Source organism: Neobacillus pocheonensis (genome assembly GCF_050477905.1).
In the GTDB taxonomy this organism is placed as follows: Bacteria; Bacillota; Bacilli; order Bacillales; family Cytobacillaceae; genus Neobacillus; species Neobacillus pocheonensis_A.
On the sequence record NZ_JBCNAD010000041.1, the window covers coordinates 1 to 22,363 of the forward strand.

The following is a 22,363-nucleotide window of genomic DNA, read 5'->3' on the forward strand; positions in this document are numbered from 1 at the left end:
AGCGCATACAAGAGAAATTAGGCTACCATTCACCAATAGAGTTTGGTCAAATGGCAGCCTAAGAGGGTGTTTTATTCGTGTCTCAAATCACTAGGTCAGTCTACTTCCATGGCTTTTTTTTATGCCTGATATTTTTTCGGCATTTTCTTCCTTACACCAATCATAATTCCAGCAATCACAATGAACACAACCCCAAAAATCGCATAGAGAATTGTGAAATTTTCTTTGTTCGATGTTTGAGAATGAGCGATTTTATTAGCAGAATCGTACTTCTTTGCAACAGTTTTTAGCTGCTTTAATTGTAATGGAACCTTTTGGACTTCTTTACCATTTGTATTCTTAATTAAAAGAATTCCGTTGTTGTCCACTTCTTTTGTTGTCCCCTTAACATCTTCTGTAATAAGCGTATCTTTATCTAAAAAATATTGTTTCTGATCTTTTCTATATACTTCCCCTTGCTTCAGAAGGGCATTTTGAAAGTGATTAAATCCGAAATCAAACAAAGTAGCCGTATCTTTATATTTATCATTTTTCAACTCAGATTTTAAAACGATTGCTGTTAATTTTAATTTGCCATTATTAGCAGTTGTGGCCAAAGTTTGCTTTGAATCGGTCGTATAGCCTGTTTTCCCACCAGTAACCCCAGGGTACGGGAGCTCCCCTTTTAACATGCGATGATGTGTAAGCAGTTTCGTACTCCATGATTGACCTACCCACATAAGCTCTTTTGTCCCAAAAATTTCTGCAAAGGTTGGATTTTTCATTGCATAATTGGTTATTAATGCTAAATCCATAGCCGTCGTATAATGATTCACATCATGCAATCCACTTGGATTCGTAAAATGAGTATTTTTCACACCGATGGTGGTTTTTAAATATTCATTCAAATTTCCGGCAAATTGTTCAACACTTCCATCAATATGCTCCGCAATAGCAACAGCGGCATCATTTCCAGAGTTGATCAGCATCCCTTGAATTAACTTTTTTAAAGGAACCTGCTCTCCTTCATTTAAATAAACCCTTGTTCCATCTTGTCTAACAGCATTAGCACTAACCGTTGCAATGCTATTTAAATCCCCTTTTTCAATCGCATAAATAGCTGTAGCAATCTTTGTAACACTTGCAGGATACATTTTTTCTTCAGCATTTTTCGCATATAAAACGGCATTGGTCTCAGAATCTAACAGGCAGGCTGCCTCACTTTTAAGTTCTAATTGCGGCTCGTCGGCTGCAAAGGCTTTCATTTGAAATGAAAAAAGGACCAATAAGGTAATGCAATAAGAAATGATTTTTTTCAATATAAAACACCCTTACATAAACTATTTCCTATTTGATTTTAACAGATTCTCTTAAAAAAATAATAGTATTTCCAAAAATTTGATATAAAAAAATAACCCGTCAGGTATCCTGACGGGTTATTAAAAATATCTCTGTTAAACTGGTCTGTTGATTTCCGCTCCAATCAACGAACTTCAAAAATCAACAATGTTCTTTAACATAGCTAAAAAGTTAAGCTCTTTTCTTCGAAATTAACAAGGTTATTTGTGCCATAGTAAAAGGTAAAGAAGTTTTTCTCCTGTAGGCTAAATACTTTGGCTCCCATACACTTGTATATTTTTCTTTAAATTTTCTTAGGCCCTGAAAATGGTAAATAAAGTGTCCATGCAGAAAAATTTGCGCAGCAATTTTTTCACTTAAAAAAGCAAATTTCGATAATCCAACATTAGCCAGAGGTGCCATTCCCATATTAAAGCGGTGATATCCCTTTTCTTTTGCCCAATCTATTAAAGAAAGAAATAGAAAATCAATCGTGCCAGGTTCTGTCTCTGGTTTAAATCTCATTAAATCTACTGAAATAGTTTGTTGGTCATCATATACATACATAATACTCATAAAGCCGTGAATTTGCTTATTTTCATCTCTTACTATCGCCAGAGGTGCCCTACTTAAATAATCTTCATCAAAGAAGCCAAGTGAAAAGCCCTTCTCTGTCCTCCCTTGAAGCCAATCATTTGAGACTTCTCTTAATTCATCGAAAAATTCATTTGAAAATGGAGGTTCCACTAATTCAAATGAGTATTGGTCTTGATTGAATTTATTTCGAAGAACCCTTAAGTCTCTCATTTTAGCCCCCGATAATGAGAAGGTCTTGAGATCAACAAAGGCTTCCTCCCCTAATTTAAAGAAGGTGAAACCGTGCCCTTGTAGAAACGGGAGCATCTGATCACTTACTTGATAGAAAACTGGCGTAAACCCATGGAGGTCGGCAATTTCCTGGAATTCTTCAATCGCACTAGATAATTCACTTTTTTCACCTATTGGATCACCAAGTACTACTAACTTATCAGCGTATTGTTGAAAAGGAATTAAAACATTTCTTTTTTTATTCCAAAAGATGTATTTATCATGTAAAAATATCAAATGAGTTAAAACCTTTCCATGATATCTTTTCAAATGTTGGATAATTTCATCTTCATAATCAGAGGACTTATCCAATTTCCATTTTTTCGGCAGGCTAATCAAATATCCTGATAAAAGAATTAATAACGCGATCACAAGGCCAATTATGGCACTCTTAAATAAATCACGGTAATCTAAAATCACGAATGGCAAGAATTTTGTTGGTATGGCTAACTTCGCTTCAGGTAAATTCAAATAACCGATTATGAGATAGGTGGAAGTGATGATTAAAATAATCGTTATATCAAAAATCGTTTTTCCCCAAGTGAGAACATAACTTTCCCGATAAAACTGTTCTTTTGATGTCCTAAGTAATAAAGCAACAATAATTAAAAAAATCGCTTCCTCGTAATCAATCCCTTTAAAAATAGAGAAAAGGGCCGCTAAAATGAGCGCAAACATTGTCAAATCGTAAGTCCTTTTCACACTGTATTCAATCCCACGCGATAAACCTAACAACAAAAACCCTGCAGCCACTGAAAGTTGATGGGATACATTAATTATCGGAAAAGATAATAATTCCTGTGCAATTCTTAACCTTGACATAATACCAGGTACACTTGCGGATAAAAGCAAGATTAACCCTGATAAAAAAACCAGCATCGTTAAGATAATATGACTTACTCCCTGAAGGATAGCCTTTGGCAAATAATTCCACGATTTGTTCCACTTTTCCCAGTACAATTTTACAAAGAAGATCAAACTGGTTAAAAATGGGATAAAGTAATAACCAATTCGATAAAACAGAAGGAGTACCAAGATTTTTTCTTCAGGGATGTGTAATTCCTGCATTCCCCATAAAAAAATTAAATCAAAGGAGCCTAGACCCCCAGGTATCATACTAATAATCCCAGCACAGGCCGCCACAATATACACTGGGAAAAGCTCTTCAATCGAAATAGTTATCCCCATTATTTTACACAAAATCAAAATTGCGATAAAAACGGCAAACCATTCGATAATCGATACAATAATAAGTTCAAAAGCAATATTTGGTGTAAAGAGAGACTGATGGTCTTTTTTTGATTTTAAAATATGTATGGTTAAAAATATCGGCAGGTATAATCCTACACCCAATACAGCAAAATAGAGCCACTTTGTATGAATAAATAATGGGAAATGATGGTATCCAATGGCTACGATCCAAGATAAAAAGGATATTCCAGTTAAATAAAATAGGGAAACTGAAGCAATCACACCCAAAAGACGCCGTTTATCCTGTTCAAACTTATGAAAGAAATAAGTTCTTAACATGGCCCCGACCAACCCGCCAAAACCAATTAAATTGGAAAAGGAATTAGCAATAAACGATTGTTCTAAAAGCTCCCTTTTTGGAACTTTAATCTTTAAGACCCGCACCAGGATAACATCATACAAAAGCATAGGTAAAACGGCACAAAAGGTTACAGCTATAATTAATAATAATTTAAAAATATTAAGTTGACTTAGTTCATTTTTTAGTAAATGTATGTTTAAATCCCCAGTAAATTTTTTCATTTCTATGATGGCAAAGATTAATAAAAATAATGGGAAGATAAACTTTATTACTTTTAGGACTTTTTCTTTTTTAATCCCCAACAAAATTACCACCTATTTTTTTCATTCCTATTTTTACTATAAACTTTTCGACAGGAAAAATAAAAGAAAATAAATTCAACTACCCTCATTGTTGACATTTTAATGGCCATTCAACCATTAATAATCATTGTTAATAATGTAAAAAAAGAGACAAGTTTTCCTACCTACTCCGCATAAGTATTAAGTAGGACAAATTATGAGGGGGTTTTCAGTTGAAATTTCTAGTATTAAAGAAAGAAACACTTCTATTCTTTCTTGCAGTGGGAGTTGTACTTGCCACCATATCTGCATGGTTTATGTTAAAGGCAGGTGATGCGGCAGTGTTTAATCAACAATCAAATAATGAAATCCGAGAAATCCATATGGTTACAGCAGAATTTAAATCAACAATGAAAAATGGAAAAGAAATTGAGGCCTACCGCTGGGATCCCGGAACCATCTCATTGGAAAAAGGTGAAACGGTAAAATTATATATTAGTGGAATAAATGGTGAAGCCCATCCTTTTTATATAGAAGGAACGAAAATTAAGGGAACCGTAAAAAAAGGTGAGGAAACGGTTGTCACACTCAAATTTAATAAAGAGGGAACTTATAGGCTTATCTGCGAGACACATTCTGATCGGTCACACAATGGTCCGATGATTGCATATATTAACGTTGATTAGAACAGGAGGCTTCCTCCTGTTTTTTTATGCTGTTTCACTAGTTTTTCCTATTAACAGGTTGATATTATTGGTTTTGTTTTATATAACAGTTTTGATGTTATAGTATATTTTTGTAGTACAGTTTTATATCTTGTTCATTAGCTGTTCAAATTTACCCCTGAAATTACTTTATAAATATTGATTTCACAATTTATTAACATTTGCTCATTGTTACACAAAATATAGCTGTTATACTTAAATTGTGATTAGAGATTCAATCTGTTATATAAATTTGTTACTAAATTTTAGAGGTGAAAAATGATGGAACAATGGAAAGAATTTACAAAAGGAACTTGGACGAAAGAAGTTAATGTACGTGACTTTATCTTGAAAAACTACACACAATTTGAAGGAGATGACTCCTTTCTAGCTGGTGCAACTGAAGCAACTAATCAATTATGGGACCAGGTAATGGAACTTACTAAGCAAGAACGTGAAAACGGCGGAGTCCTTGAAATGGACACAGAAACTGTTTCTACGATTACTTCACATGGGCCAGGTTATTTGGATGAAGAATTTGAAAAAGTGGTTGGAGTCCAAACAGATAAACCTTTTAATCGTTCTATGCAGCCTTTCGGTGGCATTCGCATGGCAAAAGCTGCCTGTGAAGCGTATGGTTACCAATTAAATCCTGAAATTGAAAGAATCTTTACTGATTTCCGCAAAACACACAATCAAGGCGTGTTCGATGCTTATACTGATGAAATGATGCTTGCACGTAAAGCAGCCATCATCACTGGCCTGCCAGATGCTTATGGCCGTGGTCGGATTATTGGAGACTATCGCCGTGTTGCACTTTATGGTGTTGATTTCCTTATTAAAGAAAAGCAATTAGACAAGAAAAATACTAGCAAGGTCATGACTGAAGACAATATGCGTCTTCGCGAAGAGATTGCTGAACAAATCCGTGCCTTAAATGAACTTAAAGAACTTGGTACTAGCTATGGTTTCGATCTTTCTCGTCCGGCTGAAAATGCACAAGAAGCATTCCAATGGTTATATCTTGGATACCTTGCAGCTATTAAAGAACAAAACGGAGCTGCGATGAGCCTTGGCCGTGTTTCTACTTTCTTAGATATTTACATTGAAAGAGATTTAGAAAATGGAACTCTTACTGAAGTGGAAGCTCAAGAAATTGTCGACCACTTTATCATGAAACTTCGTTTAGTAAAATTTGCTCGTACTCCTGATTATAATGAATTATTTAGCGGAGACCCAACTTGGGTAACGGAATCTATTGGAGGAATGGCTCAAGACGGACGTTCATTTGTAACGAAAAACTCTTTCCGTTTCCTTCATTCATTAGATAATTTAGGACCAGCTCCTGAACCAAACTTAACTGTTTTATGGTCACCGCAACTGCCTGAAAACTTTAAGAAATATTGCGCAAAAATGTCAATCAAAACTAGCTCCATTCAATATGAAAACGATGATATTATGCGCCCTGAATATGGCGATGACTATGGTATTGCCTGCTGTGTATCCGCTATGGAAATCGGTAAACAAATGCAGTTTTTCGGAGCACGTGCGAATCTAGCAAAGGCTCTCCTCTACTCCATTAACGGCGGTGTGGATGAAAAACTAAAAATCCAAGTAGGGCCTCAATACCAACCGATTACTTCAGATGTATTGGACTATAAAGAGGTAATGCAACGATTTGATCAAATGATGGAATGGCTTGCAGGTCTATATATTAATACCTTGAATGTCATTCACTATATGCATGACAAGTACAGCTATGAAAGAATTGAAATGGCTTTACATGACACGAAAATCCTTCGTACGATGGCAACAGGAATCGCTGGTTTGAGTGTTGTGGCTGACTCATTAAGCGCCATTAAATATGGTGAAGTTAAAGTTATTCGCGATGAAAATGGTATAGCAGTAGATTTTGAAATAAATGGTGACTTCCCTAAATATGGTAACAATGATGATCGTGTAGATAGCATTGCTGTTGAGATTGTGGAAACATTTATGAAAAAGCTGCGCAAGCATGAAACATATCGTGATTCACTTCATACTTTATCCGTTTTAACTATTACATCAAATGTAGTATATGGTAAGAAAACAGGTAACACACCTGATGGACGTCGTGCTGGTGAACCATTTGCACCTGGTGCAAACCCAATGCATGGCCGTGATACAAAAGGCACTTTAGCTTCACTTTCATCTGTAGCTAAAATTCCTTATAGCTATGCAATGGATGGAATCTCTAACACCTTCTCTATCGTACCAAAAGCACTTGGAAAAGAAGAAGAAAATCAGATTCGCAATTTAGTTTCAATCCTGGATGGCTATGCAATGAAAACAGGTCACCATCTAAATGTTAACGTCTTTAATAGAGAAACACTTTTAGATGCCATGGAACACCCAGAACTATATCCGCAATTAACCATTCGTGTTTCAGGATATGCGGTAAACTTTATTAAATTAACAAAAGAACAACAGCTAGACGTTATTAATCGTACATTCCATGAGTCTTTGTAATTAGAATTTTAAGGACTCCCCTTTTTAAGAGGAGTCCTGGCTTATAAATGAAAGGGGATCATCATCATGATAGGAAATATTCATTCAATTGAAACATTGGGGACTGTCGACGGACCAGGGATTAGGTATGTTGTTTTTACACAAGGCTGCCTGCTTCGCTGTCAGTTTTGCCATAATGCCGATACGTGGGAAATCGGCACTGGTAAGCAATTGACCGTTTCTGAAATCATGGATGATTTGATGAGTTATCTTCCTTTCATTCAAGCTTCCGGTGGCGGCATTACTGTCAGCGGCGGCGAACCATTATTACAGATTCCTTTTCTCACTGAGTTATTTAAAGAATGTAAAAAGAAAGGGATTCACACCACCATCGATTCATCTGGTGGATGCTTCTCCCATTCAAAGCTTTTTATCGAGCAGCTTGAAGAATTATTACAATATACTGACCTAGTATTACTGGACTTAAAACATATCAATCGAAAAAAACATATTCAATTAACTGGCATGGCCAATGATCACATACTTGAATTCGCAAAATTTTTATCAGATCGGAATGTACCCATTTGGGTGCGACATGTCCTTGTTCCAACGGTTACAGACGATGAAGAAGACTTGCAAAAGCTTGGTGAATTCATCGGCACCCTAGAAAATGTTAAAAAGATTGAGATTCTTCCTTATCATAAACTGGGTGTTTACAAATGGGAAGCGCTTGGACACGAATATCCATTAAAGCACGTGGAGCCACCGACAGAAGAAAAAGTAGCCTTCGCCTATCAAATGCTAACAGCTCATTGGAACTAAAAAAGCGGATGAATTCCGCTTTTTTTACTTTGAACGAAAGTTCAAGGTCAATGTTGATTGGAGCGTAAATCAACATTCAAATTTAAACACACCCCTACTCTAAAAAACTATTAGCAATGTCTTCATCTTTTGGTATTTAAGCAAGGATTAAATTGATTATTTAACCATTCTCCTATATACTCTTATCATTGGCTATTTAAGCGAGGTGAAAATTTTTGTTTCAATTACTGATGGATCATTCAGATATAAATGCCTTAAACGCGCTTTATGTTAGCATTTATTTAGGAATGATACTGAAATACCTTTGGGCTTGGAGCGTGGAATATTCCTTTATTGACTCACAAACAAACCCTGCGAACACAAAGATTATTCACCCTACGTTTTTTTATAAGAAAAAAAGCTGTTTAAATGTCAGTTTCATTCTAATTAGAATTGTTAAATATATTCGTAGAAAAGAATGTTCTCAGGATGAATCCGAGGAACCTATTTCCTTCTTAGTTACTCAACATTCTTAACCACATTTTTTAGGAGGAAATATGAAAACTAAACGATCTTCACTTTTAATCGTCGCTTTATTAGCCTTTACTACCCTACTATTATCTGCTTGTTCGTCAAAAGCACAGAGCAGTAATAACAATGGATTTTTCCATACTTATTTAGTGAATCCATTCTCGACTATCATCCATTCTGTTGCAGATTTTTTTGGCGGAAATTATGGGTTGGCAATTATTCTTGTAACCCTTATTATCAGACTTGCATTGATGCCATTAATGTTAAGACAATATAAGAATCAAATGGCTATGAAGGAAAAAATGGACGTCTTAAAGCCTGAAATGGACGCCATTCAAAAGAAAATGAAGACTGAAAAGGATCCAAAGAAAAAGCAGGAGCTGCAAGCAGAAATGATGGGGCTTTATCAAAAGCACGGTGTCAATCCTTTAAATATGGGGTGTCTGCCAATCCTCATTCAAATGCCGATCTTGACAGGCTTTTATTATGCAATTCGCGGATCACAGGAAATTGCCCACCATAAGTTTTTATGGTTTAGCCTTGGGCACCCCGATATCATTATCACGATTATTGCTGGGGTTATTTATTACTTCCAGTTTAAGGTATCTCAATCTAATATGCCTACTGCCCAGCAGCAACAAATGAAATACATGGGATTAATGTCACCTCTTATGATTGTCATGTTCTCATTCAGTGCACCTGCTGCACTTCCGCTTTATTGGGTAGTAGGTGGAACATTCCTAATTATCCAAACTATGATTAGCCGCAGCCTATATCAATCGAAAAAAACCGAAGTAGCCGTTAAACAAAAATAAATTTACTTAAAAAGAAGCATCGATAATCGATGCTTCTTTTTAAATTCCTTTTCCTACTATTATTCCGCAAAATGTAAAAATAAGTCCTAACCCATAAGTGAAAAATAAATATCTATAAAAAACCGAAACCTTTTTTGCTTCCCGAAGTTGTTCTGCCTCAAGCTTAAGTGTTGAAAAAGTAGTAAATGCCCCCATAAAACCAACACCAAATAAGGCATTCAGTTGTCCATTTATTTGGATACCAAATAATAAACCTAATAAAAAAGCACCTGATAAATTGACAATAAATGTACCAAAAGGAAAGCTCGTTTTGTTTCGACTTTGGATCAGCTTACTTAAAGCGAAACGGCAAATTGCTCCAAAAAAACCGCCAATTGAAACTAAGAGTAATTCGATCATGATATCTTCCTCGCTTCTTTAGTTCCCCGTTCACCCAAACCAAAGCCTAATCTAACAAACAAAAGCCCACCAATCAAACTGAGAGTTATGTATAAAAAAGCAATTAAATAATGATTTGTTTTTAATAATTTAATCGTTTCGAGGCAAAAGGTTGAAAAGGTTGTATAAGAACCAATAACACCCGTTGAAAGGGCTGTTAAAAGATATGGATGACCCTTTTTTGGCAGGATATACTTGCTTGACATCCATCCCAGCAAAAATGATCCTGTAACATTAATTAACAAGGTTCCAACCGGAAACTCCGGTCCCCACAATTGTATAGCTAAAATGGACAGAACATAACGTAGCAAGCTGCCAGCGATTCCACCCAATCCTACGTACATATAAATCATGATAACACTCCAAACTATTATGAACTTGCTTTAGGATATTTTTTTTTGATTTAGGAATCCTATTCTTGTACAGCTAAGATAAGGGAGTGCTAAAACAAATGAAAAAAGGTTTATTCCTAACAACCACCCTACTTTTTAGTCTTTATTTAACTGGTTGTGCAAATAAAAATGTAAATAATGACGTGGCTTACCGGAACAGAAATAATATAGAACCAACAAGGGTCCAAAATAATAATCTCAACCAGGGAGGCCCAGCGATAACCAGTTTGGACACAAGTGACACTGAACTGGATCGAAATAGGAATCGTACCAGTGTTGGTACAAATCGAGCAAAAATGAGGATTGCTGACAAAGCCGCCGATAAAGTAACGGACCTACCTGAAGTTGATAGCGCCAATATCATTGTAACAGACAATAATGCCTTCGTTGCTGCAAAGCTGGACAATTCAGCACGAAATAAGTTAACAGATGGTATTGAGAATAAAATTTCACGGAAAGTAAAATCAGTTGACCCTAATATCGACAATGTCTATGTTTCCGTTAATCCAGATTTTTATGACCGAATGAACAGCTATGCAGGTGATATCCGTAATGGAAGACCTATCACAGGATTAATGGATGAGTTTTCTAAAACCATTCGAAGAGTTTTCCCAGATGCACGATAACAATAAAGGACTGTAGGCTCACGCCTTACAGTCCTTTTCCTTATGCATCCTGGAAATATTCCTTGTAAAAGCCGCCTACTTTACCAGAATTATCAATAATGTAATAAAATTCTTCTGTTTCATTTTTTACATCATAAATTTTTCCTGCGGTTAAAGCGTTATTGACAAGGTATTTTTTTGCATCCGTATGAACACACTTTACCTTTTTCAACGTGTCACGATCACGCCAAGATAAATGAATCATTGCTGCCACCGTCCCTTTTCGTCATTGTCCATTTTCTAGTATAATCAAACAGGCAAGGGAAGTGCAACCACTCATGTCTTCAAATAAGGTATTAATTTTTTACCACTTCAATAGCTTTTTCTTTCAAACGATATTTTTGAATTTTTCCTGATGCCGTCATTGGATAGGAATCTGTGAATTCAATGTAGCGAGGGATTTTATGTTTAGAAATTTTTCCGATACAATATTCCCTGATTTCTTCTACATTTGCCTCCTCTCCCTCTTTTAAAATAATCCAGGCCATCACCTCTTCCCCATATACTTCATCAGGAATACCGATGACTTGGACATCTAATATTTTAGGATTGGAATAAAGGAATTCTTCAATTTCACGAGGATAAATATTTTCTCCACCTCTAATAATCATATCCTTTAAACGGCCAGTTATCATGCAATACCCATTTTCATCCATAACAGCTAAATCCCCCGTATGAAGCCAGCCATCAGCATCGATCGCCTCATTAGTAGCTGGAAGATTTTTATAATAACCTTTCATTACATGATACCCTCTAGTACAAAGTTCTCCCTGGACACCTCTTGGAACTTCTCTTGATGTACCTGGTTCCACTATTTTAACTTCAACATTCGGCAGGGCTTTCCCGACAGTTTCGACACGTAATTCAATCGGGTCATCCGTTCTTGTCTGGGTGATCACTGGTGAAGATTCTGTTTGACCATATGCAATCGTAATTTCAGTTGCCCCCATTTTCTCAATGACAGCCTTCATTACTTCAATTGGACAGTTGGAGCCAGCCATTATTCCAGTTCTTAATGTAGATAAATTATATTTTTCAAAGTCAGGATCGTTCAATTCAGCAATAAACATCGTTGGAACGCCATGAAGTCCTGTACACATCTCATCTTGAACCGTCTGTAATACTCTTTTCGGACTGAATTCCTGGACTGGAACCATTGTAGCACCCACTGTCACACAAGCCATGGTTCCGAGTACACATCCAAAGCAATGGAAAAACGGGACAGGTATACACAGCCTATCCGTCAAGGTTAACTTCATACAGTTTGCGATATTAAAACCATTATTAACGATATTATTATGGGTCAACATAACACCTTTCGGGAAACCAGTAGTTCCTGAAGTGTACTGCATATTGATGACATCATCCGGCTCAAGTGAGACCATTCTCTGATTTAATTCCTCATCCGAAACTTCATTACCAAGCTTAATTATATCCTCCCAGGAAAAAGTTCCTGGATATCGCTTGTCACCAAGGACTATGACATTTTTAAGGTAAGGGAGCCGACTGCTTCTTAGCTTGCCAGGTTCCGAAATCTTTAATTCAGGAGCAATTTCGTAGAGCATATCAATATAGGAGGATTCCTTCCAAGCATCCATTAAAATAATGGTGGTGGAGTCAGATTGTTGCAAAAGATACTCAAGTTCAGCTGTACGGTAGTTGGTGTTTACCGTTACAAGTACTGCCCCCATCTTCCCTGTTGCAAATTGCGTAATCAGCCATTCAGGAGTATTTGTCGACCAAGCAGCAAGCTGTTCGCCCTTGTCAATTCCAAGTTTGATGAATCCCTTTGCAGCCTGACGGCAAATTTCATCAAATTCTCGATAAGTCCATCTCAAATTACGATCTGAATAAATTACCGCTTGATTGTCTGGGTGTTTTTCCGCTTTCTCTTCCAAAAGCTTCCCAATGGTAACATTTAATAATGTCGTCATTCGTTCATCCCCCCTATGTACATGAAAACAAACCAATAAAACGCTTTCAAAAGTATGTTACCATATTTATAAGAATATTCAATATTTTTAAAATATAATCCCCTTTTGTGAACAAAATATGAACCTTTTATATTTTATGAATAAGGGGTTCTCAAATCAGAGCAAAACCATTACAATAATAAAAACTGAATATTCAATCCATTTTTCCAAGGAGGCATACTCACATTGAAAATTATGAGTAATGAGCAGTTGGTAGTGACGTATCGGGACGCTTTAAAGACTGGTAAGGAAAAGGAATGGATTAAGATATTAAAGGATGAAATTCAACGTCGTGGGTTAAGGCCGTTTAAGAATCGATCATAACTTATGAAATGCCAAAAACCGCTGAAATTATTTCTCAGCGGTTTTCAAATTGTAGCTAACCTTCAAGAAGCAGGCTTTCAGGATCTTCGAGCATCTCTTTGATTTTACTTAAAAAGCTCACCGCCTCTTTACCATCTACAATTCGATGGTCATAAGAAAGGGCTACATACATCATCGGACGATTCTCCATTTTCTCTTTATCAATCGCTACTGGTCGGAGCTGTATTTTGTGCATCCCGAGAATGCCAACCTGTGGGCCGTTTAATATCGGCGTTGACAGTAATGATCCAAACACGCCGCCATTTGTAATCGAAAATGTTCCTCCCTGTAAATCCATTAAGGATAGCTTATTTGTTCTTGCTTTTTCAGCAAGCTGCATAATGTCCAGTTCAATTTCTGCAAATGTTTTCCGGTCCGCATCTCTAACTACTGGAACAACAAGTCCCTCCTCTGCTGCAACCGCAATACCAATGTCATAAAATTTTTTAATTAATAAATCATTCCCTTGAATCTCGGCATTTAAATAGGGGAATTTCTTTAATGCTGCTACAACTGCCTTTGTAAAAAAGGACATAAAACCCAACCTAACATCGTGTTCTTCGTAAAACTTATCCTTTCGTCTTTTTCGAAGATCCATTACCGCTGTCATATCAATTTCGTTAAAAGTCGTAAGCATTGCGGCAGTTTGCTGTACCTCCACGAGTCTTTTGGCTATCGTCTGGCGCCGTCTAGACATCCGCTCTATGATTATAGGCTTAGAATCTTCGGACTTACGCGTGCTTTCTCCAACTGCATCAATTTTCGGAATACTATTATTTTGAGATGGTTGATAGGAAGAAACATCCTGCTTTCGAATTCTTCCTAATGGGTCCCCCGCAGGAATTTCACTTAGGTTCAGACCTTTTTCTCTCGCAAGTTTACGTGCTGCTGGGGATGCAAGTGGCCGTGCTCCACTATCTACCTTTTGTTCTTGAACTTGTGATATAGCGTTTGTTGGTTGGTTGGTTGGTTGTACGGTTGTCTCAGTTGGTTTTTGTTCAGAAACCACCTGGTTACTTTGGATGCTTTCATCAACACTAGCAATCGTTTCTCCAACTTTTACCGTTTCGCCCTCAGCAAATTTCTGCTCTGATAGTGTACCGGAAAAATCAGAAATAATTTCAATATTGACCTTATCTGTTTCGAGTTCAACCAGATAATCGCCTTTCTCTACGTGCTCACCTATATTCTTTAGCCATTTGGCAATGGTGCCTTCTGTTATCGATTCAGCTAATTCTGGTACTTTAATTTCAGCCATGGTGTAAACCTCCTTCTTCCACCCTAGTTAATGCAGCATGAAGAATTTTTGCTTGAGCTAGTTTATGAACATTCGGTTCGCCTTCCGCAGGGCTTGAGCGGCGTCGGCGTCCGATATAGTTGACCTTGATTCCTGTTGGAACAATTTCATTTATTCTTGGCTCTACAAAATTCCAGGCCCCCATATTTTTCGGTTCCTCCTGAACCCAGGCCACCTCTTTTACATTCTCGTATTTTTCAAACATTTCTTTAAGTTCTCCAGTTGGAAAGGGGTAAATTTCCTCGATTCTAATAACCTGGAGCCATTCATGACTGTTCGAATCTTTTAATTGCTCTGCAATATCTATCGATATTTTTCCTGTACATAGAACAATTCTTTCTACTTTTTTATTGTCCCTCTCGACTTGGAATTGCTCCCATACAGGTTTAAATTCTCCTTCACTTAGTTCAGTGCCTGTAGATGAAACTAGAGGATTTCTCAGGAGGCTCTTTGGCGACATAATAATGAGCGGCCGTACCTCTTCTTTCATTAGCATAGCCGCTTGTCGTCTAAGTAAATGAAAGTATTGGGCAGCATTTGAAAGGTTTGCCACTGTCCAGTTTTTTTCAGCGGCGGATTGTAAAAACCTTTCCATCCTGCCGCTCGAATGTTCTGGGCCTTGTCCTTCATAACCATGAGGAAGCAGTAACACAAGCCCTGACTTTTGTCCCCATTTTGCCCTTCCGGCTGCGATGAATTGATCAAAGATTACTTGGGCAGCATTGGCAAAATCACCATATTGCGCTTCCCAAATAACTAAGGTTTCTGGTGAAAACACATTATAACCATATTCAAAGCCTACTACAGCCGCTTCCGTTAATGGGCTATTATATACCGAAAATGATGCTTTGGCTGACGAAAAATGATGAAGTGGCGAGTAGGTTTCCCCTGTTTGACTATCGTGCAGTACTAGGTGGCGATGGGCAAAAGTACCTCGCTCTGAATCCTGTCCGGTAAGTCTAATTGGTGTGCCATCAGCTAATATCGCAGCAAAGGCAAGTGTTTCAGCTAAAGCCCATTCAATCTTCCCAGTTTCACCTAGTGCCTCTTCCCGTCTCTTTAAAATTTTTTCAAGTTTGTGAAATACAGTAAACTCTTTTGGCCATTGAAGTAATTCGCTGTTCAAACTTTGAAGAGTTGCTAAAGGAACTTTTGTATTGATTGATTCATGTTCCTTTTTAAATTTTGGAGGATCAGGGACAATTACTTCCTCATCCTTTTTGATCATCGAAACCTTTTGATTAGCAGTTTCTAATCGTTGATGAATTTGATTTTCAATTTCTACTAGTTCTTCTTGATTTATTATGCCTTGGTCAATCAAACTTTTTGCATAGATTTCTTTGACCGTAGGATGTTTATGAATCAGTGTATACATTTGTGGACTTGTGGTCATTGGCTCATCCATTTCATTATGGCCAAACCTTCTATATCCAACTAAATCGATTAGAAAATCCTTTTGAAAAACATAGCGATATTCAGCAGCGAAAATTGCTGCTGCTATACACGCCTCCGGATCATCGGCATTCACATGGAGGATGGGAATTTCAAATCCTTTTGCTAAATCACTTGCATACCTGGTTGATCTTGAATCAGCTGATTCCGTCGTAAAACCAATCGTATTATTCGAAATAATATGAACGGTTCCTCCTGTACGATACCCCTTTAATTTGCTTAAATTTAAGGTTTCTGCAACAATCCCTTCACCAGGAAAAGCAGCATCACCATGGATTAATATAGCCAGCGCCGATTTACTGTTATCTTCTGCATACCCAGGTTTTGTACGATCATCCTGTGCCGCCCGAGTAAACCCTTCCACTACTGCCCCAACATATTCAAGGTGGCTCGGATTATTTGCAAGTGAAACCCTTGCTTTGACCGAGTGTTCACCATCCAGTTCTCTGTTAAGTCCTAAGTGATATTTGACATCGCCAGTCCAGCCAAAGTTTATTCCAATCGACCCTTCCGATGGGACAAGTTCTTTATTTGGAGCATGTTGAAATTCGGCAAAAATCATTTCATATGGTTTATTTAAAACATGTGCCAGGACATTTAATCTGCCACGATGGGCCATGCCAATATTAATATTTTCGGCGCCATCTACAACAGCCTCAGAAATTATTTCATCAATAAGCGGCACCATGGCATCTAGTCCTTCAATCGAAAACCGCTTTTGGCCAACAAAGGTTTTATGGAGGAACTTTTCAAATTCTTCTACTTCAACAAGTCTTTTTAATATTTTCATTCGTTTTTCTCTAGTAAAATTTGTGCGAAACCGGCTGTTTTCAATTCTTTCAATTAACCAGTTTTTCTCTCCTACGTCATGAACATGATCAAATTCAAAGGCAATCGATTTTGTGTAAACTTCTTTTAAATATTCATATGCTTCGAGTGCGGAATGGTAATTTGCCGGGCAATTTTTTGTGAGGATTTCTGCTGGTAATTTCTTTAAATCATCCTCACTGATGCCATGACTTTTAAGTTCTAAATGGGTGACATCTCGCTTTTTATTCCCTAATGGATAAATATTTGCTGCAAGATGGCCGTAAGTGCGAATATTTTCTGCAAGCTTTACAGCAGCTACGATCTTTTCACTCTCCATTTGTGGCGCATATTGATTAAGTACGGGAACAGGAATGCCCGCCTCGATAAAGTCAGCCTCATTTAGTTGCTCAAAAATCACTTTCATATCCTGTTCAACAGACGAAGGGTTCATTTTATATTTTTCAAATTGATCCATTAAATAACCTAGATTGGGACCAAGAAAGTTATTTAGAAAATCTTTTTTATCAGCATTTGGCCTATTCATTCATCAATCCCCCTTTATCGTATGTATGATTTTCACTTCAATGTAATCTCTATATCTTTACGTAACGAACCATGTTTAGTGTGTGTAATTTTGAGCAAATAATTTCATGTTAAAAACAAAAAAGACCGAAAACGGTCTTTAAAGGAATATTTTTTTTATGGATATGTGCTGTGAGTTGTTATGTTTTATAATTCGTTTTTCCATTACATTAGGAGGATCCAATATTTCTTTTACTTCGGGTGTCAATTCCGTATGTCCGCAATTTAAACATGTTTGATTATTTATATTCACTACAAACATATTGATCCCATCTTCAAAGATAAAAGCACCATGTTCTTGGCGATCAACTAACCGACGATAACTTATCTTCGATTCCCTCATTGCTCACAACCCTTTCTAAATCTTGTTCTTATGTCTATTATAATAAGAAATCGATAAAAATATTTGTGTTAAAATTTAGAATTTTCTATGGATTGGAAGAATGATGTTGACTTTTGTTCCGGCCCCTTCTTTACTATCAATCGAAATGGATCCATTATATTTCATGATTAAACGCTTGGCAATCGACAAGCCCAAACCCGTTCCTCCATTTTCCCGGCCACGCGCTTTATCAACTCGATAAAAACGGTTAAATACTTCTGGAATATGTTCATTGGAAATACCGATACCGCTATCAGTAACCGATAATAGGATTTCATTTCCAATTTGTTTTGCAGAAATCCATATCTTTTTATTTTCCGAAGAATACTTGATTGAATTATCAATGAGTATGATTAATATTTGTTCTAAATGTTGTTCAGATATTCTAGCCAAGGGAAGTTGGCTTTCTAAATCAAGTCTAAATTGGTAATCTGGATGAACAATCTCGATATTTTTTATCAATGGCGGCAATATATGATGGATATTAGCCTTGTCCTCTATCTTTATCCTTGGATTCTCAGCCCGTGTTAATAAGAGTAAATCATTTATTAGCTTTTTTAATCTTGATACTTCTTGTAAGGAAGCATCCAGTGATTCATCAAGAATCGCAGGATCTTTTTTCCCCCAGCGGTTTAATAGTGATAGATGTCCTTCCAGGATTGAAACAGGAGTCCTGAGCTCATGTGATGCATCCTCCACAAATTGTTTCTGTTTCATAAATGACTTCTCAATTTCATCCATCATTTCATTAAAGACATTGGTAAGGTCTGTTAATTCGTCTTTTTGGGCATAAAGCTCCATTCTCCCTTGAAATCCATTTTCTTTTATCCTTTTCATGGCACGAGCTAAATCCCTTACAGGCTTTAACAACTGTTTCGACAGAAAAAAACCGCTAATCGCACTAAAGAGGATAGCTGCTGAGCCAAATATAGTCATGACCCAAAAAAGGTTGCTCATCATTTTGTGATAGTTATTTAGTTGTCGGACAATCTCTAGTGTTCCTTTAAACTTTTGACCAATTAAAGGGTATCTCGAAACGATCGCTTCATTACCTTCTATCGAAACCTTTTCAGTCGTTCTAATTTTTGCAGGAGTTGGCTCTAGAACTGAAAAATCACCATTTTTATCGGAAACAAGCAGTTCCCCATTTTGATTGTATACCCGTATTAACTGATCTTTATCATTCATTTTTCTTAAAAAATATTCACTATTTTCAATATCCTGCTGGGTCAATGGGCCTGGTTTTACCTTATAGAAGGCAGCAATATCGGTAATAGTCCTGTTTACAGCAATTTCTTCGCGATTCATCATCCATTTTGAAACTGTATGATATTCTAAAAAGCTAAACAAAAAAAAGGTTAGGAAAATAGCTGTTGAACTACTTAAAACCAATTTTGTCTGCCATGGAAGCCGTTTTAAAAAATTGCCTATTTTCCTTGTCATCTCATTACATATCCTGTTCCACGGACTGTTTGAATGTAGCTGATGTCATTTTGATCATCAATTTTATTTCTTAAATAACGAACATATACATCCACAACATTCGTTTCAACACCGGTGCTGTATCCCCAGACTTTATTTAACAGGACTTCTCTTGTTAGAACAATATTAATGTTACTCATAAAAATGACTAAGAGGTCATACTCGCGCTTGGTAAGGGCGATCACTTTTTCTCCTTTTTTAACAACACAGGATTCAAGTTCAACCACAATGTCTTTATAAGTTATCGTTGTTAATTCCGATGTTCCTAAAGCCTCTACCCTTCGAAACAAAGATCTTAATCTTGCTAATAATTCCTCGATTGCAAAAGGCTTCACAATATAGTCATCGGCCCCGCTGTCAAGACCGGAAACACGATCAAGAACATCATCTCTTGCTGTAATCATAATAATTGGTATCGTTTTATTTGACTGTCTGATCCTTCTGCAAACTTCTATCCCATTTAATTCTGGCAGCATTAAATCAAGGAGAATGGCGTCCCACGCTTCAGAAAGAGCTAATTGTAACCCGCTTCTACCATCAGAAGCAATTTTTGTTTCATACCCTTCATAATTCAATTCCAGCTCAATAAATCTAGCTAAATTTTTTTCATCTTCAATAATTAATAATTTTGGCATACATCCACGCTCACAATATATTTTACTTTTATTTTAACTGATGTTTGTCATGAAAAAAATTAATGACTGCATGAAAAATTTCTATGGACTGGTACGACATTAGTGAAAGTGCAGTTAGTGAAAAGAAGCCAACAATGACAAAACGGACCCAAGGCATGTTGCATTCCTCCTATTTCAGCAGAATGAGCACTTATGAAATGAATACACTCATTATAGCCGCACAAAAGGAAATCACGATGAAAACCAGATGAGAAACTGGTTAAAATAAGTAAAAAAGAAAAAGCACACGCTTTGAAGACGTGTGCTAATGTCCTGAGAACCTTCATCATGGTTAGGCTTGTTCCTAGCAGCAAGAAAGAAGCAATCCTAAGCAAAATGAACTCAAATAATCTCCATTATTATTAAGCTGGTTCTCCAAAATATTATTCATACAAGCCAATCATACAAGAGAAAGAAAAAAGATAAATGAAAATATCATTAGAAATAGATTAGAAATTATTATTTACTGCCACATTAGGGCTTATCGACAACTCCTCAAGCTTTGCTGCAATCTTATTAGCAGCATCAATCGGATGCTCTGCATGGATATCAAAAAATTCTCCTACATACTCTTGTCTGGCATGATCATAACGAGGGTCATAGTAGTGTTCGAGTAAAAGCTGAATCATGTCAGGATAATTTCGTTCAATAAGAAATTGATTAAGTTTATTTCTCACTTCATTATCTTTAACTCGCCGTAACACTTTTTCAAGCCCCAATGAAATCTTTTCAATATACCATGATTCTTCCTTATATGGCTCCACATATTCAGTTACAAGTTGTTGGACCCTTTGTTCTATAGGTGTGTGAAGATGAATATTGATGCCCGTAAACTTACTAATCATTAATTCCTCAGGCTGAACAGCTTTACCGATTCGTTTACTTTCTGCCTCGACAAGAAAATAGTCGGAGCCTTGTATTTCTTGAAGCCCTTTAAACAAAAGACCGTCAAAAGTTTTTTGGTTATGACCTTCACCAAGACCAATCGTTCCAAAAATCGAGCCCCTGTGGCCCGCCATTTCTTCAAGGTCTAAAATAGAAAAGCCTTTCTTTTTCAAAATCTTTAATACTTCTGTTTTACCAACGCCGGTCAATCCGTGTAAGACAACAGCTTTGTTTGGGAGCATCGTCGGAAGCTTTTCGAGGATATAATTTCGAAATGCCTTATAGCCTCCAACTAAACGCCAGGAAAAAAGACCGGCAAATTCTAAAAACGTAACTACCGCCTTGCTGCGCATCCCTCCACGCCAGCAATGGATGACTAACTCACCATCAGCTTTAATGGATTTAATTGTTTGAAGCAGATTAGGAATTTTGGGAGAAACTAGTTCCATTGCTCGCCATTTAGCGGCCGCTTGTCCTTCATGCTTGTAAATGGTTCCGATTTCTTCTCGCTCTGAATCAGAGAATAATGGAACATTGATTGCTCCTGGTATGGCGCCATCATTAAATTCGATCGGTGAGCGTATATCGATAATGATTGGATTTTTCATCCTCATTAATTCTTCAACCTGTATTTCCTTCATATACACTTCACTCCTAACAAATAAATATATAAACAAAACAAAACTTCCACATAGGGAAGTTTCACACGAAGTCATTCATCTTTTAAAATAGTTATTTTATCATATTACGAGTATATACATATTATAAAGGAGTTAATCATCGCTATCAAGAATTTCAGCATTCCTGTCAGCATTTAACACTTTATCTAGCCGATTTTTGACTCTTGTTTGAAAACGGACATCAATTTTTCTAGCTCAGCTAAATTATTTTTTTCAAATAACTCAACAATTTTACTTCCCACAATAACTCCATCACAATTAGTGGTTAATTCTAATGCTTGTTTTTCGTTAGATACTCCAAAGCCTGCCAAAACGGGAATCGGACTTACTTGTTTTACATCGTTTAAGAATCGATTCAAATCACTGTCATACTCATTTCTTGTCCCTGTTATCCCCTTAATCGTAACAGAATATAAAAATCCTCTACCCTTACTCGCAATTGTTTTTATTCTATCCATTGGTGTCGTAAGCGTGACTAAGCGAATCAATTCAACATTTGCTTCTTCAAGTTGCGGTGCAATCATTTCCTCTTCTTCTATTGGCAGGTCCGGAATAATGCATCCGTCTACACCTGCCTTCTTAATATCACGGACAAAATCCTTAACCCCATAGCAGTAAATTGGATTTAAGTAGGTCATAAGGATGATTGGAACAGAAACTTCCTTTCGCGCTTTTTCAATTTCGGAAATAATCGCTTTTAAGGTTGTTCCATTTTCAAGTGCTCTGATCCCTGCACGTTGGATAGTAGGCCCATCTGCTACAGGGTCGGAAAAAGGAACTCCCACCTCAATAGCGGTTGCTCCGAATTTTTCCAACAAAGTCAGCCGGTCTTTTAAACAATCCAAGCCTCCATCTCCTGCCATTATGTAAGGCACGAAAGCTTTTCTGCTACTTTCTTTTAATAAAGAAAAAGTTTGTTCAATCCGATTCATC

Annotated in this window: 19 protein-coding genes; 6 read left to right on the top strand and 13 right to left on the bottom strand. The window is 36.8% G+C overall.

The genetic code is table 11. The features are described 5' to 3' along the window. Positions 1–119: 119 nt before the first annotated feature. Together ABES02_RS21585 and mprF are read right to left on the bottom strand one after the other, a co-directional pair. The gene (locus ABES02_RS21585) at positions 120–1,298 is read right to left on the bottom strand and encodes a D-alanyl-D-alanine carboxypeptidase family protein (RefSeq protein ID WP_430139483.1); all 1,179 of its coding nucleotides are present in this window, start codon (positions 1,296–1,298) and stop codon (positions 120–122) included. Between the two features lie 211 nt (positions 1,299–1,509). Continuing rightward, positions 1,510–4,038 (bottom strand): bifunctional lysylphosphatidylglycerol flippase/synthetase MprF, encoded by a 2,529-nt coding sequence (gene mprF, locus ABES02_RS21590; RefSeq protein ID WP_430139485.1) that lies wholly within the window; start codon positions 4,036–4,038, stop codon positions 1,510–1,512. 212 nt (positions 4,039–4,250) lie between these two features. On the opposite strand from mprF, the gene ABES02_RS21595 reads away from it, so the two are divergent. The 4 genes from ABES02_RS21595 (at position 4,251) to yidC (ending at position 9,355) form a co-directional block, all read left to right on the top strand. Beyond that, positions 4,251–4,703: a cupredoxin domain-containing protein gene (locus tag ABES02_RS21595; protein ID WP_430139487.1), complete on the top strand. Its 453-nt coding sequence runs from the start codon at positions 4,251–4,253 to the stop codon at positions 4,701–4,703. Between the two features lie 300 nt (positions 4,704–5,003). After that, positions 5,004–7,229 carry a formate C-acetyltransferase gene (gene pflB / locus ABES02_RS21600; RefSeq protein WP_430139489.1) on the top strand — a complete coding sequence of 742 codons (2,226 nt, stop codon included), beginning with the start codon at positions 5,004–5,006 and terminating at the stop codon, positions 7,227–7,229. Between the two features lie 66 nt (positions 7,230–7,295). After that, the gene (gene pflA, locus ABES02_RS21605; protein ID WP_430139491.1) at positions 7,296–8,030 is read left to right on the top strand and encodes a pyruvate formate-lyase-activating protein; all 735 of its coding nucleotides are present in this window, start codon (positions 7,296–7,298) and stop codon (positions 8,028–8,030) included. 536 nt (positions 8,031–8,566) lie between these two features. Then, on the top strand, positions 8,567–9,355 hold the full coding sequence (gene yidC / locus ABES02_RS21610) for a membrane protein insertase YidC (protein ID WP_430139493.1): 789 nt from the start codon (positions 8,567–8,569) through the stop codon (positions 9,353–9,355). 39 nt (positions 9,356–9,394) lie between these two features. Here the strand turns inward: yidC and crcB (ABES02_RS21615) are convergent, their stop codons facing one another. Both crcB (ABES02_RS21615) and crcB (ABES02_RS21620) read right to left on the bottom strand, forming a co-directional pair. Further along, positions 9,395–9,754, bottom strand: coding sequence for a fluoride efflux transporter CrcB (gene crcB / locus ABES02_RS21615; protein WP_430139495.1), 360 nt, complete (start codon positions 9,752–9,754; stop codon positions 9,395–9,397). Beyond that, positions 9,751–10,146 carry a fluoride efflux transporter CrcB gene (gene crcB, locus ABES02_RS21620; RefSeq protein WP_430139497.1) on the bottom strand — a complete coding sequence of 132 codons (396 nt, stop codon included), beginning with the start codon at positions 10,144–10,146 and terminating at the stop codon, positions 9,751–9,753. Before crcB (ABES02_RS21620) ends, crcB (ABES02_RS21615) begins: the two co-directional genes overlap by 4 nt. A gap of 98 nt (positions 10,147–10,244) precedes the next feature. On the opposite strand from crcB (ABES02_RS21620), the gene ABES02_RS21625 reads away from it, so the two are divergent. After that, positions 10,245–10,811: a YhcN/YlaJ family sporulation lipoprotein gene (locus ABES02_RS21625; protein ID WP_430139499.1), complete on the top strand. Its 567-nt coding sequence runs from the start codon at positions 10,245–10,247 to the stop codon at positions 10,809–10,811. Positions 10,812–10,851: 40 nt separating this feature from the next. On the opposite strand, the gene ABES02_RS21630 is transcribed toward ABES02_RS21625, so the two are convergent. Continuing rightward, positions 10,852–11,055 (bottom strand): DUF6501 family protein, encoded by a 204-nt coding sequence (locus tag ABES02_RS21630; protein ID WP_430139501.1) that lies wholly within the window; start codon positions 11,053–11,055, stop codon positions 10,852–10,854. 91 nt (positions 11,056–11,146) lie between these two features. Further along, positions 11,147–12,784: an AMP-binding protein gene (locus ABES02_RS21635; protein ID WP_430139503.1), complete on the bottom strand. Its 1,638-nt coding sequence runs from the start codon at positions 12,782–12,784 to the stop codon at positions 11,147–11,149. A gap of 234 nt (positions 12,785–13,018) precedes the next feature. On the opposite strand from ABES02_RS21635, the gene sda reads away from it, so the two are divergent. Further along, on the top strand, positions 13,019–13,147 hold the full coding sequence (sda, locus tag ABES02_RS21640) for a sporulation histidine kinase inhibitor Sda (RefSeq protein WP_430139759.1): 129 nt from the start codon (positions 13,019–13,021) through the stop codon (positions 13,145–13,147). Between the two features lie 55 nt (positions 13,148–13,202). Here the strand turns inward: sda and odhB are convergent, their stop codons facing one another. The 7 genes from odhB to trpA form a co-directional block, all read right to left on the bottom strand. After that, positions 13,203–14,444, bottom strand: a complete 1,242-nt coding sequence (gene odhB, locus ABES02_RS21645; RefSeq protein ID WP_430139505.1) for a 2-oxoglutarate dehydrogenase complex dihydrolipoyllysine-residue succinyltransferase — start codon at positions 14,442–14,444, stop codon at positions 13,203–13,205. Then, on the bottom strand, positions 14,437–17,289 hold the full coding sequence (locus ABES02_RS21650) for a 2-oxoglutarate dehydrogenase E1 component (protein WP_430139507.1): 2,853 nt from the start codon (positions 17,287–17,289) through the stop codon (positions 14,437–14,439). Before ABES02_RS21650 ends, odhB begins: the two co-directional genes overlap by 8 nt. A 456-nt stretch (positions 17,290–17,745) precedes the next feature. Then, entirely contained in the window at positions 17,746–19,152 is a 1,407-nt protein-coding gene (locus tag ABES02_RS21655; RefSeq protein WP_430139509.1) for an ATP-binding protein, read from the bottom strand. After that, on the bottom strand, positions 19,149–19,826 hold the full coding sequence (locus ABES02_RS21660; RefSeq protein WP_430139511.1) for a response regulator transcription factor: 678 nt from the start codon (positions 19,824–19,826) through the stop codon (positions 19,149–19,151). Before ABES02_RS21660 ends, ABES02_RS21655 begins: the two co-directional genes overlap by 4 nt. A gap of 28 nt (positions 19,827–19,854) precedes the next feature. Beyond that, positions 19,855–19,983, bottom strand: coding sequence for a hypothetical protein (locus ABES02_RS21665; protein ID WP_430139513.1), 129 nt, complete (start codon positions 19,981–19,983; stop codon positions 19,855–19,857). Between the two features lie 331 nt (positions 19,984–20,314). Next, the gene (gene mnmH / locus ABES02_RS21670) at positions 20,315–21,391 is read right to left on the bottom strand and encodes a tRNA 2-selenouridine(34) synthase MnmH (protein ID WP_430139515.1); all 1,077 of its coding nucleotides are present in this window, start codon (positions 21,389–21,391) and stop codon (positions 20,315–20,317) included. A 185-nt stretch (positions 21,392–21,576) separates the two neighbouring features. Continuing rightward, positions 21,577–22,362 (bottom strand): tryptophan synthase subunit alpha, encoded by a 786-nt coding sequence (trpA, locus tag ABES02_RS21675; RefSeq protein WP_430139516.1) that lies wholly within the window; start codon positions 22,360–22,362, stop codon positions 21,577–21,579. Between the last annotated feature and the right edge of the window lies 1 nt (position 22,363).

Coding starts and splice junctions, on each gene's coding strand:
- pflB (WP_430139489.1), top strand. CDS start 5,004: ATGGAACAATGGAAAGAATTTACAAAAGGAACTTGGACGAAAGAAGTT.
- pflA (WP_430139491.1), top strand. CDS start 7,296: ATGATAGGAAATATTCATTCAATTGAAACATTGGGGACTGTCGACGGA.
- yidC (WP_430139493.1), top strand. CDS start 8,567: ATGAAAACTAAACGATCTTCACTTTTAATCGTCGCTTTATTAGCCTTT.
- crcB (WP_430139495.1), bottom strand. CDS start 9,754: ATGATCGAATTACTCTTAGTTTCAATTGGCGGTTTTTTTGGAGCAATT.
- crcB (WP_430139497.1), bottom strand. CDS start 10,146: ATGATTTATATGTACGTAGGATTGGGTGGAATCGCTGGCAGCTTGCTA.
- ABES02_RS21625 (WP_430139499.1), top strand. CDS start 10,245: ATGAAAAAAGGTTTATTCCTAACAACCACCCTACTTTTTAGTCTTTAT.
- ABES02_RS21630 (WP_430139501.1), bottom strand. CDS start 11,055: ATGATTCATTTATCTTGGCGTGATCGTGACACGTTGAAAAAGGTAAAG.
- ABES02_RS21635 (WP_430139503.1), bottom strand. CDS start 12,784: ATGACGACATTATTAAATGTTACCATTGGGAAGCTTTTGGAAGAGAAA.
- sda (WP_430139759.1), top strand. CDS start 13,019: ATGAGTAATGAGCAGTTGGTAGTGACGTATCGGGACGCTTTAAAGACT.
- odhB (WP_430139505.1), bottom strand. CDS start 14,444: ATGGCTGAAATTAAAGTACCAGAATTAGCTGAATCGATAACAGAAGGC.
- ABES02_RS21650 (WP_430139507.1), bottom strand. CDS start 17,289: ATGAATAGGCCAAATGCTGATAAAAAAGATTTTCTAAATAACTTTCTT.
- ABES02_RS21655 (WP_430139509.1), bottom strand. CDS start 19,152: ATGACAAGGAAAATAGGCAATTTTTTAAAACGGCTTCCATGGCAGACA.
- ABES02_RS21660 (WP_430139511.1), bottom strand. CDS start 19,826: ATGCCAAAATTATTAATTATTGAAGATGAAAAAAATTTAGCTAGATTT.
- ABES02_RS21665 (WP_430139513.1), bottom strand. CDS start 19,983: ATGCCTTGGGTCCGTTTTGTCATTGTTGGCTTCTTTTCACTAACTGCA.
- mnmH (WP_430139515.1), bottom strand. CDS start 21,391: ATGAAGGAAATACAGGTTGAAGAATTAATGAGGATGAAAAATCCAATC.
- trpA (WP_430139516.1), bottom strand. CDS start 22,362: ATGAATCGGATTGAACAAACTTTTTCTTTATTAAAAGAAAGTAGCAGA.